This is a genomic window from Angustibacter luteus (assembly GCF_039541115.1).
Classification (GTDB): domain Bacteria; phylum Actinomycetota; class Actinomycetes; order Actinomycetales; family Angustibacteraceae; genus Angustibacter; species Angustibacter luteus.
Window position 1 is genome coordinate 268,660 of the sequence record NZ_BAABFP010000005.1, and the last position, 24,727, is coordinate 293,386.

A 24,727-nucleotide genomic window follows, 5' to 3' on the forward strand; every position below is an offset into this window, starting at 1 on the left:
CGTGGCAGGATCCCGCCATGCCGTCATGGGGGTGGAAGCCGCTCGCCGCGCTGCTGGCGACGTCCGGGGCGCTGCACTTCGCCCGTCCGCGTCCCTTCGAGAGCATCGTGCCCCGCCAGCTCGGTGACCCGGGGCCGTGGGTCGCCGTGTCCGGAGCCGCCGAGCTGGCCTGCGCGGCCGGGCTGGCGCTGCCCAGGACCCGCCGCTGGGCCGGGCTGGCCACCGCCGCCCTCTTCGTCGGGGTGTTCCCGGCCAACGTGCAGATGGCCGTCACGGCGCAGCGCAGCGCGCGGGCCAGCCGCGGCTACCGCGCCGGCACGCTCGCACGGCTGCCGCTGCAGGCACCGCTGGTGGCCTGGGCCCTGGCCATCGCGCGGACCCCGCGGCCCGACGAGCCCGGTCGATGACGTCGCGTGCCCGCCGGCTCGGACGGACCGGCCTCGCGCTGGCGGCTCTCGCCACCGCCGCCGCCGCCGCGGTAGGGGCGCTCGCGACGTACTTCACCCGCAAGGTGGTCACGCCGGACCACGTGAAGCCGGACGACGTCGAGGTGCTGGACGTCGACCTCGTCGCGCAACCACCCACGATCACCCTGGCCCGGACGCCGGAGACGCAGGTCCAGGGACGGTACGGCCTCTGGTGGGACCACCGCGGTGGCCACGCGCGCCTGGGCGAGGTCCTGCAGATGGACGACCAGTCCGTGGTCCGCCACCTGCTCGCGGTCGAGGAGGGCACGCCCCAGCCCGGGCCGGCCCGGTGGAACCAGTACTACTTCAGTGGGCCGCCCGCTGCCAGCCTCGGTCTGGCCCACCAGGACGTCGAGTTCGACACGGACCTCGGTCCCATGCCCGCGTGGTTCGTCCCGAGCGAGCTCGGTCCGTCGGCTGAGCGCGGCACCTGGGCCGTCCTGGTGCACGGGCGGGGCGCGACGCGCGAGGAGTGCCTGCGTGCTGTCCCGCCGCTGCACGCCCTCGGGCTCCCCGTGCTCGTCCCCTCCTACCGCAACGACCTCGACGCTCCCAGCGACCCCAGCGGGCGGTACCACCTGGGCGACAGCGAGTGGCGCGACGTCGAGGCCGCCGTGCTGTGGGCGCTCGCCCGCGGTGCCCGTGACGTCGTCCTGGTCGGGTGGTCGATGGGTGGCTCGATCGTGCTGCAGGCCGCCACCCGCTCCTGGGTCTGTGACCGCGTCCGGGCCGTCGTCCTGGACGCGCCGGTGGTGGACTGGCACGACGTGCTCGAGCACCAGTCCCGGGTGAACCGGCTGCCCAGCGCGATCGGGCGGCTCGGTTACCCCCTCCTCCGGCACCCGTGGGGGCGTCGCCTCGTCGGTCTCGAGCACCCGCTCGACCTGCACCGGCTCGACTGGGTCACGCGGGCCGCCGAGCTGCGGCTGCCCATCCTGCTCATCCACAGCGACGACGACGAGTTCGTCCCCAACGGCCCCTCCCGCGCCCTGGCCCGGGCCCGCCCCGACCTCGTCCGGGTGGAGCCCTGGCACGAGGCCCGGCACACCAAGGAGTGGAACACCGATCCCGAACGGTGGGACCGCGTGGTCACCCGGTTCGTCCGCGAGCAGCTCGCGCACCCGCAGGCGGTGGCGGTCAGCGACGCGTCCACCGGGTGAGCAGGGAGCCGTCCGAGCGCAGCGCGTGCGCCAGGTGCATGCGGGTCCGCAACGGTGCCCCGGCCGAGATGCGCGGTCCGTGCCCGCCGACCAGCAGCGGTGCGACGGTCAGGCAGAGCTCGTCGACCAGCTCGGCGCGCGCCAGGTCGTTCATCAGCTGCGGGCCCCCTTCGCAGAGGATCCGCCGCAGTCCCCGGCCGGCCAGGCTCTCCGTCGCGGAGACGAGGTCGACGCTGCCCCGCCCGGACTGCAGGACGTTCGCCGCGCCGATCCTTCCGGTCAGCGCGGCGAGCGACTGCGGGTCCGCGTCCTCGGTGGTCAGCACCAGGAGGCCGCCCGCCTCCGGGACGTCGTCCAGGACCTTCTCGGGCAGCTCCAGCGAGCGGCTGACCAGCACCAGCAGCGGGTGGTGCGCGAGCCCGTTCGCCTCGCGCACCGCGCTCCAGGCATCGGGCGTGCCCAGCCGGCCGTAGCCCTCGTCCCGCGCGGTGCCGGCCCCGATCAGCACGGTGTCGCACAGCGCCCGGAGCGCCGCGAACACCCGGTGGTCGGCGTCGTCGTTGATGCTGCCGGACCGGCCGTCGTCGCCGGTGGCCGAGCCGTCCAGGCTCGACACGAAGTTGGCTCGCACGACCGCCCGCTCGCCCGAGCCCGGGTAGGCGTAGAGGTCGGCCAGCTCGTCGTCGCTCAGCTCGTCGATGTGCTGCACCCGGCCGAGTCTGCCAGCGGGCAGGACGTAGGGTCGTGCCGTGACGGGACGACTCGCCGATCGTGACCCACGTCCCGATCCGCAGCGGTTGATGGACGAGCTCGTCCCCCCGCCGCACTTCACCTCGGTGACCTTCGACTCCTACCGACCCGACCCCGGTCAGCCCAGCCAGGCCGCCGCGGTGGCCCGGCTACGCCAGTTCGCCGACGACCTCGGCCGCACCGGACGGTCGGGACGGTCGGGACGGTCGTTGCTGCGGCGAGCCCCACGGGCGAGCGGTCCGTCGGGGATCTACCTGGACGGCGGCTTCGGCGTCGGCAAGACCCACCTGCTCGCCGCACTCTGGCACCAGGCACCGGGGCCGAAGACGTTCGGCACGTTCGTCGAGCTCACCCACCTCGTCGGGGCGTTGGGATTCGGGCCGGCGGTGGAGCGGCTGTCGACGCGGCGGCTGGTGTGCATCGACGAGTTCGAGCTCGACGACCCGGGGGACACGGTGCTGATGTCCACGCTGCTGACCCGCCTGGTGCAGGCGGGCGTGCGGGTGGCGGCGACGTCCAACACGCTGCCCGACGCCTTGGGGGAGGGGCGCTTCGCGGCCGAGGACTTCCTGCGCGAGATCCAGGCGCTGTCGGCGCACTTCGAGGTCCTGCGGGTGGACGGCGAGGACTACCGGCACCGCGGGCTCACCCGAGCGCCGGACCCATTGAGCGAGAACGCGTTGCGCGGCTGGGTGGGCGCCGACGACACCCGCACCTACGACGCGTTCGACGACCTCTGCACCCACCTGGCAGCGGTGCACCCGAGCCGGTACGGCGCCCTCGTGGACGGCGTCGCGGGGGTCGCGGTCGCCGGGCTGCACCCGGTGAGCGACCAGAACGTGGCGCTGCGGCTCGTCGTCCTCGCCGACCGGCTCTACGACCGGGACGTCCCCGTCGCCGTCTCCGGCAGTGCGGTCGACGAGCTGTTCACCGCGGAGCTGCTCGCGGGCGGCTACCGCAAGAAGTACCTGCGGGCGCTGTCCCGGCTCACGGCGTTGGCGCGCTCGGCTGCGCAACCCTGACGACCGCGACCGCGTGCGGGCCGAGCTCGACCGTCGACTCGTGCAGGGTCGTGGTCGCTGGGTCCCAGACGGCCACCGCGTCCAGCGGCTCGGCGTCCACCGGGACGTGCTGCCCGTGCTCGGCGAGGTTGCAGACGACGCGCAGGTCGCCTCGGCGCACGCACAGCCACCAGGCGTCCTCGTCGTACTCCACCTGGACCCCGGTCAGCCGACCGTCACGCAGCGCAGGTTCCTTGCGCCGCAACGAGATGAGGTCGTGGTACCAGTCGAGCATCCGGGCGTGGTCGCCGTGCCGCATCTCGTCCCAGCGCAGCACCGAGCGGTCCCTGGTGGCCCGGTCCTGCGGGTCCGGCACCTGCTCGGCGGACCAGCCGTGCTCGGCGAACTCGCGGCGCCGGCCGTCCCGGACCGCGCCGGCCAGCTCGACGTCGGGGAACTCCGTGAAGTACAGCCACGGCGTGGACGCGGCCCACTCCTCACCCATGAACAGCATCGGGGTGAACGCCGAGGTCATCACCACCGCCGCCCCGATGGCCTGCTGCCCGGGCGTGAGCAGCGCGCCGATCCGCTCGCCGACCGCGCGGTTGCCGATCTGGTCGTGGGTCTGCAGGTAGCCCAGGAACCGGCGCCCGTCGTGCTTCTCGGGGTCGACCGGGTGGCCCCAGTCCTGACCGCGGAAGGACGACCACCCGCCGTCGTGCCGGAACACCCGCGTCAGGCAGTGCGCGAGGACCGGCAGCGACCCGAAGTCCCCGTAGTACCCCTGCCGCTCACCCGTCAGGGTCGCGTGCAGCGCGTGGTGCAGGTCGTCGCTCCACTGCGCGTCCATGCCGAGCCCGTCGTCGGTCGTCGCCGAGACCGTGCGGGGGTCGTTCAGGTCGCTCTCCGCGATCAGCTCGAGCGGGCGCCCCAGCGCGTGGGACAGGATCCGCGTCTCGTCGGAGAGCTGGGCGAGCACGTGCGTGGGGGAGTCGTCGCGCAGCTCGTGCACGGCGTCCAGTCGCAGCAGGTCGACGTGGAAGTCCCGGAACCAGCGCAGCGCGTTGTCGATCAGCCAGCGGCGTACCGCCATGTTGCCCTGGCCGTCCAGGTTGAGCCCCTGGCCCCACGGCGTGTGGTGGTCGTCGGTGAAGTACGGGCCGAACCTGGCCAGGTAGTTGCCGCTCGGGCCGAGGTGGTTGTAGACGACGTCCAGTCCCACGGCCATGCCGCGGCCGTGGCAGGCGTCGACGAAGCGCTGCAGCGCCTCCGGTCCGCCGTAGGCCTCGTGCACCGCGTACGGGTGCACGCCGTCGTAACCCCAGCCGGACTGCCCGTCGAACGCGGCGACCGGGAGCAGCTCCACGACGTCCACGCCGAGCCCGGCCAGGTGGTCCAGGTGCTCGACCGCGGCGTCCAGCGTCCCCTCGTACGTGAAGGTGCCGACGTGCAGCTCGTAGACGACGCCGCCCAGGACGCCCTTGCCGCAGCGCGTCCCGCGCCACGCGTCGTCGTGCCACGTGTAGTGCTCGGGGTCGAAGACCCGGCTCGGTCCGTGCACGCCGTCCGGCTGCCACGCGCTGCGCGGGTCGGGGGTCAGCGGTCCGCCGTCCACCGTGAACCCGTAGTCCGTGCCGTGCTCGCCCCAGGGGCCGTCGTAGCGCCACCAGCCGCCCTCCGAGCGCACCAGCGGGAGGGTGACGGGATCCGTCTGCGGGTCGGTGACGAGGTCGACGCGTCCGGCATGCGGCGCCCAGACGGCGTAGCGGTGCATGGGTCCGAGCCTGTCACAGCAGCGTCCGCCTGGCCCACTTGGGTGCGCCCTGCCATGATCGGCCGATGTCGAGCCGAAAGCAGCAGGTCGCGCCCCGCAAGAAGGACGTCAAGGAGGCTGCCGCGCTGCGCAAGGCGCTCACGTCGGCCGAGCAGGCGGTCGAGGACGAGATCCAGTCGACGGACCCGCGCGTCGACCAGCTGCTCCGCGTCGACCAGGGCTTCCGGCTGGCGGACGTCGACCCGCGGGCGACGCCGGGGTTCGCCGGCGGGAAGCCGGCCGGGCGCGCCGCGCTGGCGGCCGGCGTCGACCAGTTCTCCCAGCTGCAGGAGCGGCTGTTCGCGGAGAGCCGGGGCGGCGGTCGGCGATCGCTGCTGCTGGTCGTCCAGGGGATGGACACGTCCGGCAAGGGCGGCATCGTCCGGCACGTCGTCGGTGCGGCCGACCCGCAAGGTGTCCGGCACACCGCCTTCAAGGCGCCGACCAAGGACGAGCGGGCCAAGGGCTTCCTGTGGCGGATCCGGCGGGCGCTGCCAGAGGCCGGAGAGATCGGCGTCTTCGACCGCTCGCACTACGAGGACGTGCTCATCGCTCGGGTGCACGAGCTGGTGCCCCGGGCGACCTGGTCGAAGCGCTACGCGACCATCAACGACTTCGAGCGGCGGCTGGTCGAGCGCGGCACGACGGTGGTCAAGGTGATGATGCACGTCTCCCGGGACGAGCAGAAGGAGCGGCTGGCCGAACGGCTGGAGCGCCCCGACAAGTACTGGAAGTACAACCCCACCGACATCGACGAGCGCGAGCACTGGGACGCCTACCAGGAGGCGTACCAGGTCGCCCTGACGCGCTGCTCGACGCAGGCGGTGCCGTGGTTCGTCGTCCCGGCCGACCGCAAGTGGTACGCCCGCTGGGCCGTCCAGCAGCTGCTGATCCAGCACCTGGAGCGGATCGACCCGCAGTGGCCGCCGGCGGACTTCGACGTGGACGTCGAGAAGGGCCGGCTGGCCGCCAGCTGACCGCAGGTCCGGGACGCTAGGTCCGGACGCTAGGTCCGGACGCTAGGTCCGGATCAGCAGAGCGACGGGGAGCGGGTCGAGCAGCTCGGACAACGCCACCGCCCCACCGTCGACCTCGCGCCCGGTGAGCTCGTCGCGCCAGCGGCCCTCCGGCACGCTCACCGTGTGCGCCCGCCACCCCCCGTACGCGGCCAGCGACTCCGTGAGCCGGGTCGCCACCGCGACGACCTGCACGGACTCGCCCGGGCCACGGCCGAAGGCCAGCGCGTTGCCGGTGCTCGTGCCCAGCGGCGCATAGCTGGCCTCGGGCCCCACGAACCAGGCCGGGTTGTCCCGGCGCAGCCGCAGCGCCCGGGAGGTGACCAGCAGCTTCTCGTCGTCGAGGTCCTGCGGCGCGGCGCCCGAGTCGAGGCGCTGCAACCGCTGCACCCGGTCGAGGTAGTCGACCGGGCGGCGGTTGTCGGGGTCGACGAGGGACTGGTCCACCAGCTCGGTGCCCTGGTAGACGTCCGGGACGCCGGGCGCGAGCAGCTGCAGCAGCTTCTGGCCGAGCACGCCGACGCGGAACCCGTCGTGCGTCGCGGCGGCCCAGGCGGCCAGCGGCTCCAGCACGGTCTCGTCGCCGAGCACGCCGTCCACGAAGTCGTGCAGCGCGCTCTCGTAGACCTCGTCGGGCGACGTCCAGCTGGTGTGCGTCTTGGCCTCGCGCACGGCCTTCTCGACGTACCCGTGCAGCCGCTCGGCGCCGATCGGGCCGTCGGACGCCGACCAGGTGCCGACGAGGGTCTGCCAGACCAGGTACTCGGTCGCGCCGTCGAGCGGGGCCTGGCGCAGCCCGGCGGACCGCTCGTGCAGGGTCCGCACCGTGCTGGCCCACTCGGCGGGTCGCTCGGAGAGCACGGCCAACCGCGCCCGCACGTCCTCGGACCGCTTGGTGTCGTGGGTGGACAGCGTGGTCATGGACGTCGGCCAGGTCCGCTGGAGCCGGCCGAGGAACGCGTGCAGCTCCTCGGTCGCGACGCCGAAGTGCTCGGGGTCGCCGCCGACCTCGTTCAGCCCGACCAGCCGGAACCAGCGGTAGAACGCGGTGTCCTCGATGCCCTTGGCCATCACCGGGCCGCAGGTCTGCTGGAACCGGACGACGAGCTCGGCCCGCCGGGGGTCGGACCGGGTCGGCGCCGGGCCGAGCCCCAGCACGAGGTCGCGCACCACGTCGAGGGTGTCGTGCTCGTGCTCGGGCAGGTGCGCCCGCGCCCGGCCGACGGCCGCGTCCAGCACGGCGACGGACTCGGGCAGCGGGTCCGCGCCGGTGTCGGTGTCGGTGGGGACGACGTACGCGCGGTAGCGGTCCATCGCGACCAGCAGCTCGGTGACCGCGTCGTGCAGGCCGCGGCGGGTGTGGTCGCGCAGGTGCACGTCGTCGTGGCAGATGCCGGCGAGCAGCTCGACCAGCCGGTGCACCTCGGCGTACTGCCCGCCGGCCACGACCTCGCGCTTGGCCTGCTCGACGACGGCGTCCAGCCCGGTGGCGTCGCCGGTGAGCTCACCCAGCAGCGCCGACAGCGGAGCGGCGCCGGCGGGATCCACGAACACGCCGCCGATCCGCTGCAGCACGTCGTAGCCGGTGGTGCCGGCGGTCCGCCAGTCCCGCGGCAGCCGCTCGTCGCCCTCCAGGATCTTCTCGACCACGACCCAGGCGTCGCCGGTCGCGTCGGCGAGCTGGGACAGGTAGCCGGCCGGGTCGGCCAGACCGTCGGGGTGGTCGATCCGCAGGCCGTCGACCGCGCCGGAGGCCACCAGGTCGAGCAGCAACCGGTGGGTTGCCTCGAAGACCTCGGGACGCTCCACCCGCACCGCGGCGAGCGTGTCGACGTCGAAGAACCGCCGGTAGTTCAGCTCCTCGTCGGCGACCCGCCAGTGCGCGAGCCGGTACCACTGCCGGTCGACGAGCTCGGCCAGCGGCAGGTCCGCGGTCCCGGGGCGCAGCGGGAACTGGTGGTCGTAGTAGCGCAGCACGAGCTCGTCGCCGTCCGGCCCGCCCGTCGGGTCGAGGGACAGCTCACCGGCGTCCAGCACCTGGCCGATCCGCTGCCCGAGCACGGGCATCAGCACGGCCCGGTCGGGCACCGACCAGTCGACGTCGAACCAGGTGGCGTACGGCGAGCCCGGGCCGTCCCGCAGCACGGACCACAGCTGGGCGTTCAGGTACGCGGGGGTCGGGACCGCCATGTGGTTCGGGACGACGTCCACGACCGTGCCGAGGCCGTGACCCTGCAGGCCCGCGCTGAGCCGGTCGAACGCCGCCCGGCCGCCGGCCGCCTCGTTGAGCCGGGAGTGGTCGACCACGTCGTAGCCGTGGGTCGACCCCGGCGCAGGCTGCAGGATCGGCGACAGGTAGGCGTGCGAGACGCCCAGCCGGGCCAGGTACCCGGCCTGCTCGGCCGCCGCGTCGAAGCCGAAGCCCGCATGCACCTGCAGGCGGTACGTGGACGTCGGCACCGGGCGAGCGGTGGACTCGCTCACGACGGGGGCCGCACGCACCGCAGGACGACGACGCTGCGGGACTGCACGAGCAGCTCGCTGTAGGGCTCGTGGCCCTCGGTGCGGGGCGCGCCCTTGCTGTCCGGCAGGTGCCCGCGCAGGGACGGGTCGGCCGTGTCCAGCTCGGCCTGCCAGAGCTCGCCGTACTCCGGCCCGGGCAGCGTGAAGTCCATCGGCTCGTGGTGCCCGTTGATGACGAGCAGGAACGAGTCGTCCACGATCGGGGCGCCGCGCCGGTCCGGCTCGGGGATGGCCGAGCCGTTCCAGAAGACGGTGAGGGACTTGGCGTAGCCGTTGCGCCAGTGCTCGTCGCCCATGTGCTCGCCGGTCGGGGTGAACCAGGCGATGTCGCCCAGCTCGCTCTCGCCGCCGTGGTCGGCGCTGCCGGCGAAGAACCGCCGACGCCGGAACACCGGGTGCTCGGTGCGCAGCCGCACCAGGCGGCGGGTGAACTCGAGCAGCTCGAGCTGGGAGTCGTCCAGGTCCCAGTCCACCCAGGCGGTCTCGTTGTCCTGGCAGTAGACGTTGTTGTTCCCGCCCTGGGTCCGGCCAAGCTCGTCGCCGTGCGCGATCATCGGCACGCCCTGCGAGAGCAGCAGGGTGGCCAGCAGGTTGCGCTGCTGGCGCAGCCGCAGCGCCTTGATCTCGCGGTCGTCGGTCTCGCCCTCGATCCCGCAGTTCCAGGAGCGGTTGTGGCTCTCGCCGTCGTTGCCGTCCTCGCCGTTGGCCTCGTTGTGCTTGTCGTTGTACGAGACCAGGTCGCGCAGCGTGAAGCCGTCGTGCGCGGTGACGAAGTTGATGGACGCGATGGGCTTGCGGCCGGAGTGCTCGTACAGGTCGCTCGAGCCGGTCAGCCGGGACGCGAACTCACCCAGGGTCGAGGCCTCGCCACGCCAGAAGTCGCGCACGGTGTCGCGGTACTTGCCGTTCCACTCCGTCCACAGCGGCGGGAAGTTGCCGACCTGGTAGCCGCCGTCGCCGACGTCCCACGGCTCGGCGATCAGCTTGACCTGGCTGACCACCGGGTCCTGCTGCACCAGGTCGAAGAACGCGGACAGCCGGTCGACCTCGTGGAACTGGCGGGCCAGCGACGACGCGAGGTCGAACCGGAACCCGTCGACGTGCATCTCGGTCACCCAGTAGCGCAGCGAGTCCATGATCAGCTGCAGCACGTGCGGGTGCCGCATCAGGAGGCTGTTCCCGGTGCCGGTGGTGTCGTAGTAGTGCGCGAGGTCCTTGTCGACCAGCCGGTAGTACGCGTTGTTGTCGATCCCGCGGAATGCCAGCGTCGGGCCCATCTGGTTGCCCTCGGCGGTGTGGTTGTAGACGACGTCCAGGATGACCTCGATGTCGGCCTCGTGCAGCGCCTTCACCATCGCCTTGAACTCGGTCACCTGCTGGCCGCGGGTGCCGTAGGCCGCGTACGCGTTGTGCGGCGCCAGGAAGCCGATGGTGTTGTAGCCCCAGTAGTTGGACAGCCCCTGGCTGAGCAGGTGCGAGTCCTGCACGTACTGGTGCACCGGCATCAGCTCGAGGGCGGTGACGCCGAGGTCGGCCAGGTGCTCGATCACGGCCGGGTGCGCGATGCCTGCGTAGGTGCCGCGGATCTCCTTCGGCACGTCCGGGTGCAGCTGGGTCAGGCCCTTCACGTGCGCCTCGTAGATCACGCTCTCGTGGTACTCGTGCCCCGGCGCGCGGTCCTGCCCCCAGTCGAAGAACGGGTTGGTGACGACGGACAGCATCGTGTGCCCGAGCGAGTCCATCGAGTTCTTGGGGGCGTCGCCGTTGGCGTCGGCGTCCTTGAACTTGTACGAGAAGAGGGACTCGTCGCCGTCGATCTGGCCGTCGATGGCCTTCGCGTAGGGGTCGAGCAGCAGCTTCGCGGGGTTGCACCGGTGGCCGCTCTTCGGGTCGTACGGGCCGTGCACGCGAAAGCCGTAGCGCTGGCCGGGCTGGATCCCGGGGACGAACGCGTGCCAGACGAAGCCGTCCAGCTCGGGCATGTCGACGCGCGTCTCCTGGCCGGCGTCGTCGATCAGGCACAGCTCGACGCGCTCAGCGACCTCGGAGAACAGGGCGAAGTTCACTCCGGTGCCGTCGAACGTCGCGCCGAGGGGGTAGGGCTTACCGGGCCAGGTCTGCATCACGATCTTTCTGCGGGAGGGCAGGAACACGACGTCGGCGTCGTAGCGGCCACCGCCGCGGGAAACGGCTTGGGGGCGCGCACCGATTGTGCCGGACGTCGGGCCTCCCCGCGCCCGGCGACCCGCAACTGAGCGCTGGAGGTGACCGGACTGACACCGTACGGCGCGATCGAGCCGTGTCGCAGCGGCTCCGCGAAGTCACCCGGTTACCGTGGGTGCGTGAGCAGCGCGTCGTCCATCGCCGCGGGTGTGCGATCCCGCGTGGGCGCCGTCCGCCGCTCACCGGCGGCCCTGGGGCTGTGGTCCCTGACCCGCGAGACGGTCTCGGTCTGCATGCGGTACCGGGTTACCGGCCTCGCGGCGGAGGCCGGCTTCTTCGCGCTGCTGTCGCTGCCGCCGCTGATCCTGGGGCTGCTGGGTGGGGTCGGCTACCTCGGCAACGCGCTCGGCCCGGACACGGTGACGCAGGTCAGCGACCAGATGGAGACGTACGCGCAGCGCATCTTCACCGCCCAGACCGTGTCCAGCCAGATCACCCCGACCATCGAGGACGTGCTGAACCGCGGTCGGCTGGACATCATCTCGATCGCCTTCGCCCTGTCCCTGTGGTCGGGCTCACGGGTGCTGAACGTCTTCATCGACACCATCTCGATCATGTACGGCCAGGGTGGGCGCCGCGGGATCATCCGGACCCGCGCGCTGTCCTTCTCGCTGTACACCGGGGCGGTGCTGATCGGCGCGATCCTGTTGCCGCTGGTGCTGCTGGGGCCCTCGTTGCTCAGCGAGATGCTCCCGCCGAACGTCGACTTCCTGCTCAAGCTGTACTGGCCCGTGATGACGCTGGCGACGGTGGCCAGCATCGCCACGCTCTACCACCTGGCCACCCCGCACCGGACGTCCTGGCGGCGCGACGTGCCCGGCGCCGTGCTCGCCCTGGTCATCTGGGTGGGCGCCTCGATCATGGTCCGCAAGGTGATCGGTGCCTCGGTCGGCGGGACGTCGATCTACGGGCCGCTGGCGGCCACCATCATCGTGCTGATCTGGCTCTACTTCCTGGCCATCGCCGTGCTGATCGGGGCCGCCCTGAACGCGGCCAGCCGCGAGCTGTGGCCGATCAAGGGGGAGTCGAAGTCCCCGCTCGCCAAGCTGGAGCGGCGCCGGCACCCGCTGACCCCGATCCGGGAGCCGGACGACGCGATGCCGGGCACGCACGGGCTGATGGACCTGAGCCGCGAGGACCTGGCCGACCACATCCAGGCCACCGACCCGCCCGGGCCGCCCGGGCCGATCGAGGACGACGAGGACGACGGGCAGGCGGACGACGGGCACCGGGACGCGGATAACCAGGTGACGAGGCCGGGGCAGTCTGCCTAACCTCGTGACGTCGGGCCGTCGGGGCCCGAGATGGTCGACGACGCGGAGGTGAGGTCTCGATGAGCTCCGAGTACCTGCACGCCATCGCCTCGGCCCGATCCGGGGCGCTCCTTCACCGCTGAGCCCGTGCTCGTCGCCCGACGAGCGCCGCTCGGCACCTTCGAAAGGCCCTCGACATGTCGCACGACCCCCTCGCGTCCGGTCCTCAGCTCGGGGACGCGGACCAGCTCGTCCAGCTCGGCTTCGACAGCGCCTGGAGCGCGTCGTTCGACGCCACCGACACCATCACCGTCCCGGGAGCCCCGGCCTTCCCCGCCCGGGTCACCCGCACCGACCGCGGCGCCTGCGACACCCTCGGCGCGGCCGGACCCGTCCGCGCGACCTGGGGGGCGGACGTCGTCGCCGCCGTCGCGGACGACCCGCAGGCCGTCCCGAGCACGGGGGACTGGGTGCGGCTGCAGACCTGGCCGGACGGCAACCACACCATCGAGGCCGTGCTGCCCCGGCGGACCAGCGTGGTCCGGGCCCAGGTCGGCGGGACGTCGTCCGGGCAGGTGCTCGCCGCCAACGTCGACACGGTGGCCGTCGTCGAGGCGCTCTACCCGGACCCGGACCTCGGCCGGATCGAGCGCTTCATGGCCCTGGCCTGGGAGAGCGGCGCGCAGCCCCGGCTCGTCCTGACCAAGGGCGACCTGGGCTCGGACGCCGCCGAGCTGGCCGCCGAGATCGGCGCGCAGGTCGCGGCCGGCTGCCCGGTCGACGTCACGGTCGCCCAGGACGGTGAGGGGCTCGAGGGGTTGCGGGCGCTGCTGGCCGACGGGGCCACGGTGGCGCTGCTGGGCGCGTCCGGGGTGGGCAAGTCCACGCTGCTGAACGCCCTGCTCGGGCGCGAGGCGATGCGCACCCAGGCCCTCGGTGCCGTCCAGAAGGGTCGGCACACGACCGTCACCCGCGAGCTGCACCTCGGGCCTGACGGCGGGGCGGTCATCGACACCCCGGGCCTGCGGTCCGTGGGGCTGCAGGGCACCGACGGGCTGGCCGAGGTCTTCGCGGACGTCGACGAGCTGGCCCAGGAGTGCCGGTTCCACGACTGCGCGCACGACACCGAGCCCGGTTGCGCCGTCCGGGCCGCCATCGAGTCCGGTGACCTCGCCGAGCGCCGGCTGGTGAGCTGGCAGAAGCTGCAGCGCGAGGCGGCCTACCAGGCTCGACGGGTCGACGCGCGTCTGCGGCAGGCCGAGCTCGCCGTCTGGAAGCAGCGCACGATGGAGTACCGCCGGTCGGTCAAGGACGGCCACCGGCCCCGGTAGACGCGGCCGATGGGGGATCCGGTTTGGTTCTGGTGCGCGGCATCGGATACTGTTTCTCAGGCGTCGGGTGAGCAACCTGGTGCATGCGGACGTGGCTCAGTTGGTAGAGCATCACCTTGCCAAGGTGAGGGTCGCGGGTTCGAATCCCGTCGTCCGCTCGGAGGCTCTCGCCTCGTGGAGCCCGCTTGCGGGCTCTGGCACGGTGGAGTGGCCGAGAGGCGAGGCAACGGCCTGCAAAGCCGTGTACACGGGTTCGAATCCCGTCTCCACCTCGGGCGATTGGCGCAGTGGTAGCGCGCTTCCTTGACACGGAAGAGGTCACTGGTTCGAACCCAGTATCGCCCACCAAGCACACCTCAGGTCAGAGGCCCGACCCCCACCAGGGGACCGGGCCTCATCGCATCTTCCGACGCCGACGCTCGATGGACTACCCGGCGAGGACGACGGTGAAGCCGGACGGCGGGACCGTCGCCTCCACCCGGCCCCGGTGACCGGACGCGGTGCCGACGAGGCGGCCCTGCCGGTCGTACGCGTACGCGGTGACCCGGCCGCTGCCGACGCTCACGAGCTTGTGCCGAGTCGTGGGCGAGAAGCTGCGCAGCAGCGCGGTTCCGTGTGCGCCCGACCCGCCGAGGACGACCCACTCGAGCTCCGGCTGCAGGAGCGCGCCGTCGACGCGGGCCGGCCGTCCGTCGCCGACGTAGGTCACGGTGAGCCGGTTGGCGCCGGCGCCGACCACTGCCGCGGTCGGTTGCGACCCGACGTCCAGGAAGCCCGGGGCGGTGCTCACGCCCTGGGCGCCCGCGCCGCCCTGGTACTGGACGCCGGCCGGGACCCGACCGAGGGCGAGCCGCGTTCCGACCGAGCGCAGCGGCGCGATCTGCCGGTCGAAGACCGGCATCACGACGTAGCGGTCCCTGGTCGGCAGCTGGACCGGGATGCTCACCTGACCCCTTGGGCCCAGCGAGACGTAGTGGTCGCCGCTCCACTGCGACTCGCCCGTCCACGACTCCGTGGGCCTGACGACAGCGGCGTCGCCCGCCAGCTGCCCGGACTCCGCCTCGGCGTACGACCAGCTCACGCGGTCGCTCACGTCAGCGGTGCGTGCCAGCGCGGCGACGTCCGGCGCGGCGTCCAGGGCCAGCATCGACAACACGCCGTGGATGGTCGACTCGGCCCCGGAGTTCAGGTTGATGTCGCCGTCCGGGCTGATCCCGTCGTTCGTGATCCCGGTGGCCGGGTCGTACATGGGTGCGTGGGCCGGGTTGTTCCCGAAGTACCAGCTGCCGGCGACACCGGCGAGCTGCCGGAACGACGTGCGGTGGGTGGCGCCCGCGGTGCTCAGCAGGTTGCGCAGCGTCACGTCCGCGCCGTAGGCGATCTGGTCCCGGTAGATGGGGGCCGGCAGCCACTCGTTGTCGGGCCCGCCCTGGACCAGCAGGTGGGGGGTGAACTGGGCCGTCTCGCCGACCGCCGTCCGGGTCCACTCGCCGCGGCCCAACGCGGATCCGGCGGCGGCCAGCGCACCGGCCATCTCGCTGCCCCACGGGTGCCACAAGGATCGGGAGCCGGTCCACGGCAGCAGCGCCCCGTAGGGCCACCCGGGTGTCGTCATCGCGGCGACACCGGTGGCCAGCTGGGACAGGTCACGTCGGGCCCGCGGGTCACCGCTGGCGCGGTAGTAGGCGACCAGGCCCAGCATGGCTTCCGACGAGCTGTCGGCGCCTCCCGCGATGAGCCACGAGGGCCAGCGCAGGCCGTCCACGACCTGCCACGTCCCGTAGGTCGTGAGGTCCTGCCGCTCGACGGCGTCCAGCGCGAGCATGAGCCGGTCGTGCAGGAAGTGGGCGAACGCCGGGTCCGCCGTCTTGAACGCGGCGTAGCCGGTGCCCAGGGCCCAGATGGTGCGCCCCAACCAGAAGGACGAGTCGGAGTCGGAGGGGTCAGGTTCCTCGGCGGGCTTCGCACTGGGGTTCAGGGTGCCGTCGGGCTGCATCCACAGGACGACGTTCCCCGCGTTCGGGCCGGACGCGTCCTGCAGGTACGTCAGCCCGCGCAACAGCTGGAAGGCGTGCTCACGCGCCCGGACGTCGCCGAGCTGCTTCCAGGCGGTCAGGTAGGCGACCGCCGCGCGACTGATGTCGTCGGCGTCGTAGGCGCCCTGTCCGTACGTGTTCGTCGCCGCGTCGTAGTCACCGCCGCCGACCCGTAGGAAGCTGCCGTCCGCTTGGTGGTTCGCGTAGACCCACAGCACCCCGACGGCTGGTTCCTGCGCCAGGCGATAGGTCGTGTGGTCCGGCTGGGCCGGCGGCTCCACGGTGCTCGTCAGGAAGTCGAGGTGTGCGAGGTTGGTCAGCCTGGCCGGAGCCGGCGGGTTCGTCGCCTCGGCGCTCGAGCCGGCCAGCCCGGTGGCCGCCGGAACGCTGATCAGGCTCGCGGTGACGAGGGCGACCAGCCATCCTTTTCGCATGGTCCTTCGCACGGGGTGCCTCCTCGGCAGCGCTGGGGTCAGGCCTGCAGGTCGGAGAAGCGGTCGCCGGGACGGAACGCGGCGACGCCCAGGGTGGAGTCGGACTGCCCGTAGTAGGCGAGCCAACGACCCTGGAACCAGACGAGCGCCTCGACGAAGGTCACGTTCGAGACGAGGCCGTTCAGGTCCTCGTAGGTGGTGGGTTCGATCCACGGCCGGGTCAGCTCGGCGAGGATCTCGGTCGGCCGCTGGGGGTCGAAGAGCAGCTGGCCCGCGGTGTACCGGACGCTGCCGTCGGGGTTCTTGGTCGCGGCGTTGTGGACGAGCAGGATGAGCCCGTCGTCCGTGACCAACGGCGGTGGGCCCACCTCGACGAGGAAGTCGCTGAAGGTGCCGGGCCGCGGCGCCATGATCGGCGGCTCGTCGTCCCGGGTCACCGGGGTCCAGTGCAGGAGGTCCGGCGACGTGGCCGCCCAGATCGACCCTTCACCGAAGTACATCAGGTACGTCCCGTCGACCGGCTGAGCCAGGATGCCGCCGGCCTTGGACCAGGGGCCCGGCTCACCGTGACCGCCGGGCTGGAACGTGTCGAAGTCCGGGAACATCGGCCCGTGCTTCGTCCAGGTGCGCAGATCGGGGGAGGTCGCCAGGCAGAGCAGCGCCGTCCGCCGGTCCCAGCCGGAGTACGTCAGGTAGTACGTGTCGCCGACCCGGGTGACCCGTGGGTCCTCGACGCCGTAGCGGTCGTAGTCCTCGCTCGGTGACAGGACGGGGTCCGGCTCGCGGTGGAACGTGATCCCGTCGTCGCTCCAGGCCAGCCCGACGCGGGAGACGATGTCGTCGGAGTGCGCCCGGTACAGCAGCGCCACCCGGCCGTCGACGACGACCGCGGCCGGGTTGTACACGCTGCCGGACTCCCACCCGTCGCCCTGGGGCGTCAGGATGGGGTTGCCCTCGTACGGCGTGAACGGGCCGAGCGGGAACCTGACTGGTCCGGTGTTCATCGTGTCCTCTCTGGTTCGCGGAGGGAGCGCGCGCCGGCCGGGCGGCGCTCGTCGGTCGGTCAGCCCTTCACCGCACCGCCGACCGCACTGGCGACGAGGTACCGCTGGAGGAAGACGTAGACCAGCAGCAGGGGAGCGGCCACGATCAGGGTCGCCGCGGACAGCAGGCTCCACTGGCTCACGTAGGTGCCCTTGAAGGCGAACAGTCCCAGCGTCACCGGCGACTTGGCCTGGTCGGGCAGCAGGATGGTCGCCAGGATGATGTCGTTCCAGACGCCGATCGCCTGCAGGATGAAGACCGTCGCCAGCACCGGCTGGATCAGCGGTGGCAGGAACCGGAAGAGGTATCGCAGGTACCCCACCCCATCGAGCGCGGCGGCCTCGTCGAGCTCCCGGGGGATCGACTTGAGGTAACCGGAGATCAGCAGGGGACCCACGCCGATGCCCGAGGCCATGATCAGGACGTAGCCGAGCCGCGTGTCGTACAGGTGCATGCGCAGCGCCAGCTGGAACACCGTGACCAAGGTGTTGGGCAGGAAGAGCATGGAGACGAACAGGACGTTCCAGAGCCTCGTGTGCTTCAGGTACCCGCGGGACACCGGAAAGGCCACCATCAGCGACATCACCGTGCCCAGCGCGGCCGCGGCGAAGGTGTAGAGCACGCTGTTGAGGACGTAGGAGGCGAAGTTTCCCTGACGCCACGCGGTGCTGAAGTTCGACAGGTGCGGCGACTTCGCGATCCCGGTGGGGTTGCTGAAGAACTCGTTGTTGCTCTTGAGCGCGGTGTTGATCAGGAAGACCAGCGGGTAGAGGTAGATCAGCACGACCAGGGCGAGCAGGGCGTAGTTCACGACCTTGCCGGAGACGGACCGACGCCCGCCTCCCGACGGCGGTCTCGGTGGCGGGGCCGGGGCGGCGGGAGTCGGGAGGGTGGTGGCCAGCTCGCTCACAGCGAGGTCTCCTTCCGACGGAGGTAGACGAGGGTCGCGACGGAGACGATCATCACGATGACGAACTGGACGACCGAGATGGCCGCCGCGTAGCCCTGCGACTGCACCGCGCCGCCCTGGGCACCCCCGAATCCCTGGGTGAAGATCGCCAGGGACAGCACCTGGGTGGCCGGGTTGATCGGGCCGGTCAGCACGTAGATCAGCTGGTAGCTCTGCAGTGCACCGATGATGGACAGCAGGGTGTTCGCCGTCACCGCCGGAGCCAGCAACGGGAAGGTGACGTACCGCAGCTTCTGCCACGACGTCGCGCCGTCGATGGACGACACCTCGTACAGCTCGACGGGGATCGCCTGCAGCCCGGCGAGGTAGATCACCACCGCGACCCCCATGCCGGCCCACACCGAGACGGCGATGACCAGCGCCATGGCCAGGTGCGGGTCCCCGAAGAACGCCGAGGACGCGCCGAACGACTTCCAGATGCTCGCCGCGGGTCCGCCGCTGGGGTTGAACATCAGCGAGAAGATCAGGCCGATGACGGTCACACCCAGGATCGTGGGCATGAAGACCACCGCTCGGGCGAAGTTGCGCCCCCGCAGGCGTTGGTTCAGCAGGACGGCGATGAGCAGTGCGAGGGAGTTCTGCAGGAGCGTCACGGAGATGGCGAAGACGAACGTGTTCTTCAGCGCGTGCAGGTTGTAGCCGAGCTGCGCCGAGGAGAAGAACGTGGAGTAGTTCTCGAACCCGACGAAGTGGATCGGGATGAACGGCAGCGAACGGATGTCGGTCAGCGAGATCGCGAAGATGCCCGCCGCGGGGATGAGCGAGAACAGGACGACCAGGCTGATCCCGACGGCGAAGGTCAGCTGGGCCGACCACCGCCGCCCGAAGATGAACGAGCGCGACTGGTTCATGGCCTACTTCAGACCCGCCTGCCAGTCCTTCTCGGAGGCATCAGCGGCGCCTTGGGGGTCGGACTTGCCCATCGGAGCGATGCCGGCCCAGTTGAACGGGTTCTGCGCCGCGGCTCCAGCCTTGGTGTTGGGGATCCAGACGGTGTCCCACGCGGGCTCGAACGTGCTCGTGTACTTGGCGATGTCGGTGTAGAACGGGTTGCTCTTGGCGCCGGTCACGGACGGCGCGAAGCCGGCCTCGTCGTCGAAGAGCTGGTAGTTGTCGGTGAAGAAGCTGAGGTACTCGATCGCGGCCGACTTGTTCTTCGCGTTGCTCGGGATGGCGAGCGTCAGCTCGACCTTCCCACCCAGGTACTTGTTGTCCGCCGCGTTGTCGCTGGCGGGCAGCGGGAAGTAGCCGAAGTCGAGCTTGCTCCCGCCGGCCTGCTGGATGGTGGTGGTGTTCCAGGTGCCGTCGCTCATCATGGCGAGCTTGCCGTTGACGAAGTCCGCGGTCATGGTCGCGTAGTTCACGCCGGCGAAGTTCGGCTCGGCATACGAGTAGAGCTTCTGCACGTTCTGCAGCACCTGGAGCTGCTTGCCGTCGTTGAGCTTCACCGTGCCGCCGTACAGACCCTTGGCGAGGTCGTCCTTCGCCTGCGCCGTCGGGTACAGACTCTGCACCACGCCCAGCATGTTCAGCCCCGCCGAGTCCTTGCCGCCGATGCCGAGCGGGACGATGCCCTTGGCCTTCAGCGTCTCGCAGGCCGCCATCAACTCGGTCCACGTCGTCGGGATCTTGATCCCGTTGTCCGCGAAGATCTTCTTGTTGTAGAACATGCCGGAGTAGTAGCTCAGACCCGTGGGCACGGTGTAGTTCTTGCCCTTGTACTTGATCTGGTCCAGCACGGTCGGGTTGTACTTCTTCATGAACGCCTGGTTCGTGAGGTCCACGTACCCGCCCTGGTCCGCGAGCCGGGCGTCGTCGCCCTCGTTACCGGCGGGAACGTAGCTCGGCAGCTCCTTCGGCCCGGCGAGCCCGACGTCGATGCTGCCGGCGGTGAGCCGGGAGGCGTGCGCCTGGGCGTAGTTCTCGTTGGGCACCGCGGTGAAGTTGATCTTCACGCCCGGGTACTTGGCGATGAACGCCTGGTTGACCGCCTTGAAGCCGGCGTCCGACCCGGTCGCGCTCGAGACCACGACGTTGAGCGTGCCGCTGGCGCTCCCCTTCGGCGTGGGAGCAGCGGACTCCCCGGAACTCCCCGAGCACGCCGTCATGGTGACCAGGGCGGTGAGCCCAGCTCCCATGAGGGCGAGTCGGCCCGCTGAGCGCAACGTCATTGTCGCCATGGTTCCTCCGCGAATCTCCGAAACGTTTTGGATGCCCGGACACTACCAAAACGTTTCGGTTGTGCAACCGGAGAGTGACGCGAGGGAACCGGGGCGGTCAGTGCGGGGTGGTGGTCAGGTCGGCGGCCCGGTCGACGCGCGGACGACGAGGCTGGCCGGCTCGGTGTCCACGTGCGATGCGGGGGCGCCGTCCAGCATCGCCAGGAGGGTGCGTGCCGCCTGCTCGCCCAGGACGTGGGGGGCCGTGGTGACGGTCGTCAGCGAGGGGCGCGCGTACGCGCCGAAGTCGATGCCGTCGTACCCCGCGACGGAGACGTCGCCCGGCACGGAGAACCCCAGCTCCGTGGCCTTGGCGATGAACCCGATGGCCATCAGGTCGTTCGCGCAGAACACGGCGGTGGGTCGAGGTCGCCGCCGGAGCAGCGCGGCTGCGGCGCGGCTGCCGGAGGCGAGCGAGAAGTCGCCCTCGACGCAGGCGCCCGGTCGGATCCGGGCGCCCGACAGGTACTCGCGCCACGCCGTCTCGCGGTCGTGGGCGTGGATGTAGTCCTTGGGTCCGGAGACGTGGGCGATGCGCCGGTGCCCGAGGTCGACGAGGTGGTGCAGCAGCGCGTCGATGGCGGGTTCGTGCGCCTGCCGGACGGAGGAGATCCCGTCGCCGCCCGGCCGCGCGTTGATGGCGACCGCGGGGATGCCGAGCCTGCGCACGAGGTCGAACCGGGTGTCCGGGATGGACACGTCGGTGAGGAAGACCCCGTCGACGCGATGGTCCGCGGCGAGCTGCCGGTACCGGGCGATGGTGCGCTGCCGGGTCGGTGCCACCTGCAGGACCAGGGCGTACCCGCCGTCCTCGAGGACGGACTCGACCCCGCTGATGAACCCGGCGAAGAACGGGTCCGAGGCGATGACCGAGGGGTTGCGCTGGATGACGAGCCCCACGCTGAAGGCGCGCTTCTGCGACAGGCTGCGACCGCGCAGCGAAGGGGACCAGCCGAGTCGCTTGGCCGTGGCCACGATCCGCTTGCGCGTCGGTTCGGACACCCCCGGGCGGTCGTTGAGGGCGGCGGAAACCGTGGCGATGGACACCCCGGCGTCCCGGGCGACGTCCACGATCGTGACGCGTTGCTTCATGGCTCCCATTCCGCTCTGGCCCACTGTCCAGATGTCAGTCCTGTCGCTATCGTCTGACAGCCTAAACGTTTCGGGCGAAGGGAGACGGGATGGTTCGCCCCCGAGTCGGCATCGTCGGAGCCGGGAGCATCACCTCGCTGCACGTCCCCTTCTGGCAGCGCCTCGGCTGGCAGGTGTCGGTCTACGCCCTGGAAGGGGCGCCGGCCCTGGCCGACCGGTACGGGATCCAGGTGGAGCCGACGTTGGACGGCCTGCTCGCCAGTGCCGACGTCGTCGATGTCTGCAGCTCCTCGGCCAGCCACGCATCGCTCGCGACGCTTGCCGTCCGACGCGGTCTCCCGGTGGTCTGCGAGAAGCCCATGGCGTTGTCGTTCAAGGAGTCCCTGGACCTCGCGGCTGAGGCACGGCGACGTGGGGTGAGGGTCCTGCCGGCCCACGTCGTCAGGTTCTTCGGCCAGTACGAGGCCGTCCATCGGGCGGTGCGGGGTGGGGCCCTGGGCGACCTGGCCGTGCTGCGCTTCGTCCGCGGTGGGGCCAGACCGGACGGCGCGTGGTTCCTCGACGAGGCCCAGTCCGGAGGGATCGTGTTCGACCTGATGGTGCACGACCTGGACCAGGCGAGGTGGCTCGCCGGAGAGGTGCGGAGCGTGCACGCCGTGCAGAACCCGCCGAGCGCGGACGGGCAGGTTCCCCCGGAGGTGGTGGCCCACGCGACGTTGGTCCACGACGGCGGTGCGATCTCCCAGGTCCAGTCCTTCTGGGGGAGCCCGGGGTTCACCTTCGGGCCGTCGTTCGACGTCGCGGGCAGCGCAGGCCGGCTCGTCAGCAGCCCGGACCACGAGGTCACCGTTTTCGAGGATCTCCCCGGGATCGAGGCGGAGCAGTCGTACCTGCCGCCTGAGACGGCGGAGGAGAGCCCCTACTTCAGCCAGCTCGAGGAGTTCTCCCGCGCGCTCCTGCAGGACGATCCGTGTCGGGTCGCGGCCCTGGACGGCGTGATGGCGGTAGGGCTCGCCGAGGCGGCCAGGACGTCGATCCAGACCGGCGAACCGGTGGACTTCCTGCCCTGGCGCGAGCAGATCGCAGATGCGCTGTGACGGACTCGATGCTGCAGGTCGGCGTGCTCTCCGCAGCACACGGACACGCCGCCGGCTACCTCAGACACCTTGCCGCACAGCCGAATGTCGCCGTCTCGTTCAGCGACCCGGGCGCGCCCGACGACGTCGCCGACCGGGGTCAGCAGCTCGCGGCCGCAGCCGGCGCCCGCTGGATCGAGGACCCGGCCGAGCTGCTGGCCGGCGCGGACGCCGTCGTCGTCTGCTCGGAGAACTCCAGGCACCACGACGACGTGCTCGCGGCCCTCGGGCAGGGCTGTCACGTGCTCTGTGAGAAGCCGATGGCGACCACGGCGGCCGATGCCGTCCACCTGTGGCAGGCCGCCAACGGCGCGGGGTTGGTGCTCGGGGTCGCGCACCCGGTCCGGCAGTCCCCGGCCTACCGCCACCTCCAGGCCAGGCTCGAGGGCGGCGCCCTGGGCACGGTGCTGTCTCTGCTCGGCACCAACAACGGCATGCTGCCGCGGGACCGGGCGTGGTTCACCCAGCCGCAGTGGTCCGGGGGCGGAGCCCTCGCCGACCACCTGGTGCACTGCACCGACCTGGTGGACGGGCTGCTGGGCGCTGCGGCGGTGCGGGTGCGGGCGGCGAGCAACCGCATCCTGGAGCAGTACCCGCCGACCGAGGTCGAGACGGGTGGCATCGTCACCATCGAGTACGAGGGCGGCGTCATCGCCACCGTCGACTGCTCCTGGAGCCAGCCCCGCACGGCTCCGACCTGGGGCGGCCTGAGCCTCGACGTCATCGGGACGAGGGGGAGGGTGCGCATCGACCCGTTCAACCTGCGGGTGGCGGGATTCGCGGCCGGCGGTCCGCAGTGGCTGGCCTACGGGTCCGACATGGACGCCGACATGATCGGCAACTTCCTCAGCGCGGTCCGGGGGCGCACCTCCATCCACGCCGGTGCCTTGGCCGGCGTCCGGTCCGTCGAGATCATGGCCGCCGCACTCGAGTCGGCCCGGGAGGGCGGCCGGACCGTCGCGGTCCGTTCGCTGACGAGCACGCTGTCATGACCGCCGACCCCGGCCTGCAGCACCGGGCGTTCCCTGCCCGGTGCACCGACGACGGCCCGGACCACCAGACGATCGCCTGGATGACGGCTCGCTTCAACGGGTTCCTCCAGGACCTGCCATCCGCCGGCCAGGTCGCCAGCACCGCCGCAGCCTGGCAGCAGGAGGGCCGTGTCCTGCACGCGATCTACGACGTCGGTTCGCGACCGGAGGCCGCGCTGGGCCCCGACGTTCCCGTCGCCACCGCAGCCGTCATCGAGGCCAGTCTCGACGCCGGGGGCGACACTGACATCGCCTGCACCCTCGTCGCCGACGTGACGGTCCGCCCGACGCACCGCGGTCAGGGCCTCATGCGACACATCATGCAGGCGATCACGACGCGGGCGCGCGAGACCGGCGTCCCGCTCGTGGCCCTGCACGCCGCGCACCCGGCCCTGTACGCGCGTTTCGGGTTCTCGCCGGCGGTCCGGTCCCTGTCGGTCGAGGCCGACTGCGCCCGGTTCGCGCTGCGAAGCCAACCCTCCGGGACGGTGCACGCGGCCGACCCGCGACGGGCCCACGACCTGGCCCGGACGGTTGCCGCCGCATCGGGTGACCTGCGCTTCGGTGCGCTGACCGCCAGCTCACTGGTCGAGCACCCACCGCAGGGCAGTGACCACGCGACCCGGTGCCTCGTGCACGTCGACGATCACGGTCACGTCGACGGCGTGCTGACGTACGCGTTCCAGGGATGGACACCGCAGGCCCAGGTGCTCGAGCTCCGGTCGGAGACGTACGCCGCGGTCGAGGCGCACGCGGCGCTCTGGCAGACCCTGGCCTCCACCGGGCTCGCGAGCACGGTGCGTGCCACCGATGTTCGGACGGACGACCCGCTGCCGTGGCTGCTCGTCGACCGGGCCGCCTGGCGGGTCACGGGGATGTCCGACGGCTACTCGCTGCGCATCCTGGACGCGGCCACCGCGATGCGGCTGCGCGGGTACTCAGGGCCGGACGCGGAGATCGCGATCGACGTCGAGGACCCGGGCGGACCCACCGCCGGTCGCTGGCTCCTCCAGGTGTCGGGCGGCCGGGCAGCAGTCGAGACCACGGCTCGCCCGGCCGATCTCACCATGGACGTCCAGGCACTCGCGGCCGCGTTCCTCGGCACCACCGCTGCCACGGTGCTGCACGGCGCGGGCTTGGTCACCGGGTCCCAGGCCGCTGCCCGCGCCCTGGACGACTTGCTCCGAGGGCCGGTCGCGGCGTCGTCGTCCCTGCACTTCTGAGCGCT

19 protein-coding genes and 3 tRNA genes are annotated in these 24,727 nt (G+C 71.7%); 12 read left to right on the forward strand and 10 right to left on the reverse strand.

The window, feature by feature from the left end:
- The first annotated feature begins 17 nt into the window (after positions 1–17).
- Together ABEB17_RS10390 and ABEB17_RS10395 are read left to right on the forward strand one after the other, a co-directional pair.
- Positions 18–407, forward strand: coding sequence for a DoxX family protein (locus tag ABEB17_RS10390; RefSeq protein ID WP_345716626.1), 390 nt, complete (start codon positions 18–20; stop codon positions 405–407).
- Complete coding sequence (locus ABEB17_RS10395) at positions 404–1,627, forward strand: alpha/beta hydrolase (RefSeq protein ID WP_345716627.1); 1,224 nt, start codon at positions 404–406, stop codon at positions 1,625–1,627. Before ABEB17_RS10390 ends, ABEB17_RS10395 begins: the two co-directional genes overlap by 4 nt.
- Here the strand turns inward: ABEB17_RS10395 and ABEB17_RS10400 are convergent.
- A complete protein-coding gene (locus ABEB17_RS10400) occupies positions 1,605–2,336 on the reverse strand; it encodes a pyrimidine reductase family protein (protein ID WP_345716628.1) in 732 nt (243 codons plus the stop codon). The genes ABEB17_RS10395 and ABEB17_RS10400 overlap by 23 nt on opposite strands.
- 91 nt (positions 2,337–2,427) lie before the next feature.
- Between ABEB17_RS10400 and zapE the strand changes: the two genes are divergently transcribed.
- Positions 2,428–3,399, forward strand: coding sequence for a cell division protein ZapE (zapE, locus tag ABEB17_RS10405; RefSeq protein ID WP_345717326.1), 972 nt, complete (start codon positions 2,428–2,430; stop codon positions 3,397–3,399).
- On the opposite strand, the gene treZ is transcribed toward zapE, so the two are convergent.
- The gene (gene treZ / locus ABEB17_RS10410; RefSeq protein WP_345716629.1) at positions 3,365–5,152 is read right to left on the reverse strand and encodes a malto-oligosyltrehalose trehalohydrolase; all 1,788 of its coding nucleotides are present in this window, start codon (positions 5,150–5,152) and stop codon (positions 3,365–3,367) included. The genes zapE and treZ overlap by 35 nt on opposite strands.
- 65 nt (positions 5,153–5,217) lie before the next feature.
- On the opposite strand from treZ, the gene ABEB17_RS10415 reads away from it, so the two are divergent.
- Complete coding sequence (locus ABEB17_RS10415) at positions 5,218–6,168, forward strand: polyphosphate kinase 2 family protein (RefSeq protein ID WP_345716630.1); 951 nt, start codon at positions 5,218–5,220, stop codon at positions 6,166–6,168.
- A gap of 42 nt (positions 6,169–6,210) precedes the next feature.
- Here the strand turns inward: ABEB17_RS10415 and treY are convergent, their stop codons facing one another.
- Both treY and glgX read right to left on the reverse strand, forming a co-directional pair.
- A complete protein-coding gene (gene treY, locus ABEB17_RS10420) occupies positions 6,211–8,691 on the reverse strand; it encodes a malto-oligosyltrehalose synthase (protein WP_345716631.1) in 2,481 nt (826 codons plus the stop codon).
- Positions 8,688–10,853 carry a glycogen debranching protein GlgX gene (gene glgX / locus ABEB17_RS10425; protein WP_345716632.1) on the reverse strand — a complete coding sequence of 722 codons (2,166 nt, stop codon included), beginning with the start codon at positions 10,851–10,853 and terminating at the stop codon, positions 8,688–8,690. The genes treY and glgX overlap by 4 nt, the downstream gene beginning before the upstream one ends.
- Positions 10,854–11,072: 219 nt before the next feature.
- Here glgX and ABEB17_RS10430 point away from each other — a divergent pair, with 219 nt between their 5' ends.
- The 5 genes from ABEB17_RS10430 (at position 11,073) to ABEB17_RS10450 (ending at position 13,885) form a co-directional block, all read left to right on the forward strand.
- Positions 11,073–12,227 (forward strand): YihY/virulence factor BrkB family protein, encoded by a 1,155-nt coding sequence (locus tag ABEB17_RS10430; protein ID WP_345716633.1) that lies wholly within the window; start codon positions 11,073–11,075, stop codon positions 12,225–12,227.
- A gap of 176 nt (positions 12,228–12,403) precedes the next feature.
- Positions 12,404–13,537 carry a ribosome small subunit-dependent GTPase A gene (gene rsgA / locus ABEB17_RS10435; RefSeq protein WP_345716634.1) on the forward strand — a complete coding sequence of 378 codons (1,134 nt, stop codon included), beginning with the start codon at positions 12,404–12,406 and terminating at the stop codon, positions 13,535–13,537.
- An 85-nt stretch (positions 13,538–13,622) separates the two neighbouring features.
- Positions 13,623–13,695: transfer RNA gene (locus tag ABEB17_RS10440), tRNA-Gly, on the forward strand.
- A gap of 43 nt (positions 13,696–13,738) precedes the next feature.
- Positions 13,739–13,809, forward strand: a tRNA-Cys gene (locus tag ABEB17_RS10445).
- A gap of 1 nt (position 13,810) precedes the next feature.
- Positions 13,811–13,885 (forward strand) — tRNA-Val (locus ABEB17_RS10450).
- Between the two features lie 79 nt (positions 13,886–13,964).
- On the opposite strand, the gene ABEB17_RS10455 is transcribed toward ABEB17_RS10450, so the two are convergent.
- The 6 genes from ABEB17_RS10455 to ABEB17_RS10480 all read right to left on the reverse strand — a co-directional run bounded on the left by ABEB17_RS10455 (position 13,965) and on the right by ABEB17_RS10480 (position 21,332).
- Positions 13,965–16,007 carry a hypothetical protein gene (locus tag ABEB17_RS10455; protein ID WP_345716635.1) on the reverse strand — a complete coding sequence of 681 codons (2,043 nt, stop codon included), beginning with the start codon at positions 16,005–16,007 and terminating at the stop codon, positions 13,965–13,967.
- A 38-nt stretch (positions 16,008–16,045) separates the two neighbouring features.
- Positions 16,046–17,011 carry a glycoside hydrolase family 130 protein gene (locus ABEB17_RS10460; RefSeq protein WP_345716636.1) on the reverse strand — a complete coding sequence of 322 codons (966 nt, stop codon included), beginning with the start codon at positions 17,009–17,011 and terminating at the stop codon, positions 16,046–16,048.
- Between the two features lie 59 nt (positions 17,012–17,070).
- Positions 17,071–17,961: a carbohydrate ABC transporter permease gene (locus ABEB17_RS10465; protein WP_345716637.1), complete on the reverse strand. Its 891-nt coding sequence runs from the start codon at positions 17,959–17,961 to the stop codon at positions 17,071–17,073.
- A complete protein-coding gene (locus ABEB17_RS10470) occupies positions 17,958–18,872 on the reverse strand; it encodes a carbohydrate ABC transporter permease (RefSeq protein ID WP_345716638.1) in 915 nt (304 codons plus the stop codon). The genes ABEB17_RS10465 and ABEB17_RS10470 overlap by 4 nt, the downstream gene beginning before the upstream one ends.
- 3 nt (positions 18,873–18,875) lie before the next feature.
- Positions 18,876–20,159 (reverse strand): ABC transporter substrate-binding protein, encoded by a 1,284-nt coding sequence (locus ABEB17_RS10475; RefSeq protein ID WP_345716639.1) that lies wholly within the window; start codon positions 20,157–20,159, stop codon positions 18,876–18,878.
- Between the two features lie 156 nt (positions 20,160–20,315).
- A complete protein-coding gene (locus ABEB17_RS10480) occupies positions 20,316–21,332 on the reverse strand; it encodes a LacI family DNA-binding transcriptional regulator (protein WP_345716640.1) in 1,017 nt (338 codons plus the stop codon).
- A gap of 89 nt (positions 21,333–21,421) precedes the next feature.
- Between ABEB17_RS10480 and ABEB17_RS10485 the strand changes: the two genes are divergently transcribed.
- From ABEB17_RS10485 to ABEB17_RS10495, 3 genes are read left to right on the forward strand one after another with little or no spacing between them, the layout of a single operon-like run.
- A complete protein-coding gene (locus ABEB17_RS10485) occupies positions 21,422–22,429 on the forward strand; it encodes a Gfo/Idh/MocA family protein (protein ID WP_345716641.1) in 1,008 nt (335 codons plus the stop codon).
- Complete coding sequence (locus ABEB17_RS10490) at positions 22,426–23,460, forward strand: Gfo/Idh/MocA family protein (RefSeq protein WP_345716642.1); 1,035 nt, start codon at positions 22,426–22,428, stop codon at positions 23,458–23,460. Before ABEB17_RS10485 ends, ABEB17_RS10490 begins: the two co-directional genes overlap by 4 nt.
- Positions 23,457–24,722: a GNAT family N-acetyltransferase gene (locus ABEB17_RS10495; RefSeq protein ID WP_345716643.1), complete on the forward strand. Its 1,266-nt coding sequence runs from the start codon at positions 23,457–23,459 to the stop codon at positions 24,720–24,722. Before ABEB17_RS10490 ends, ABEB17_RS10495 begins: the two co-directional genes overlap by 4 nt.
- The last annotated feature ends 5 nt before the right edge of the window (positions 24,723–24,727 follow it).

Coding starts and splice junctions, on each gene's coding strand:
- ABEB17_RS10390 (WP_345716626.1), top strand. CDS start 18: ATGCCGTCATGGGGGTGGAAGCCGCTCGCCGCGCTGCTGGCGACGTCC.
- ABEB17_RS10395 (WP_345716627.1), top strand. CDS start 404: ATGACGTCGCGTGCCCGCCGGCTCGGACGGACCGGCCTCGCGCTGGCG.
- zapE (WP_345717326.1), top strand. CDS start 2,428: ATGGACGAGCTCGTCCCCCCGCCGCACTTCACCTCGGTGACCTTCGAC.
- treZ (WP_345716629.1), bottom strand. CDS start 5,152: ATGCACCGCTACGCCGTCTGGGCGCCGCATGCCGGACGCGTCGACCTC.
- ABEB17_RS10415 (WP_345716630.1), top strand. CDS start 5,218: ATGTCGAGCCGAAAGCAGCAGGTCGCGCCCCGCAAGAAGGACGTCAAG.
- glgX (WP_345716632.1), bottom strand. CDS start 10,853: ATGCAGACCTGGCCCGGTAAGCCCTACCCCCTCGGCGCGACGTTCGAC.
- rsgA (WP_345716634.1), top strand. CDS start 12,404: ATGTCGCACGACCCCCTCGCGTCCGGTCCTCAGCTCGGGGACGCGGAC.
- ABEB17_RS10455 (WP_345716635.1), bottom strand. CDS start 16,007: ATGCGAAAAGGATGGCTGGTCGCCCTCGTCACCGCGAGCCTGATCAGC.
- ABEB17_RS10460 (WP_345716636.1), bottom strand. CDS start 17,011: ATGAACACCGGACCAGTCAGGTTCCCGCTCGGCCCGTTCACGCCGTAC.
- ABEB17_RS10470 (WP_345716638.1), bottom strand. CDS start 18,872: ATGAACCAGTCGCGCTCGTTCATCTTCGGGCGGCGGTGGTCGGCCCAG.
- ABEB17_RS10475 (WP_345716639.1), bottom strand. CDS start 20,159: ATGGGAGCTGGGCTCACCGCCCTGGTCACCATGACGGCGTGCTCGGGG.
- ABEB17_RS10480 (WP_345716640.1), bottom strand. CDS start 21,332: ATGAAGCAACGCGTCACGATCGTGGACGTCGCCCGGGACGCCGGGGTG.
- ABEB17_RS10485 (WP_345716641.1), top strand. CDS start 21,422: ATGGTTCGCCCCCGAGTCGGCATCGTCGGAGCCGGGAGCATCACCTCG.
- ABEB17_RS10495 (WP_345716643.1), top strand. CDS start 23,457: ATGACCGCCGACCCCGGCCTGCAGCACCGGGCGTTCCCTGCCCGGTGC.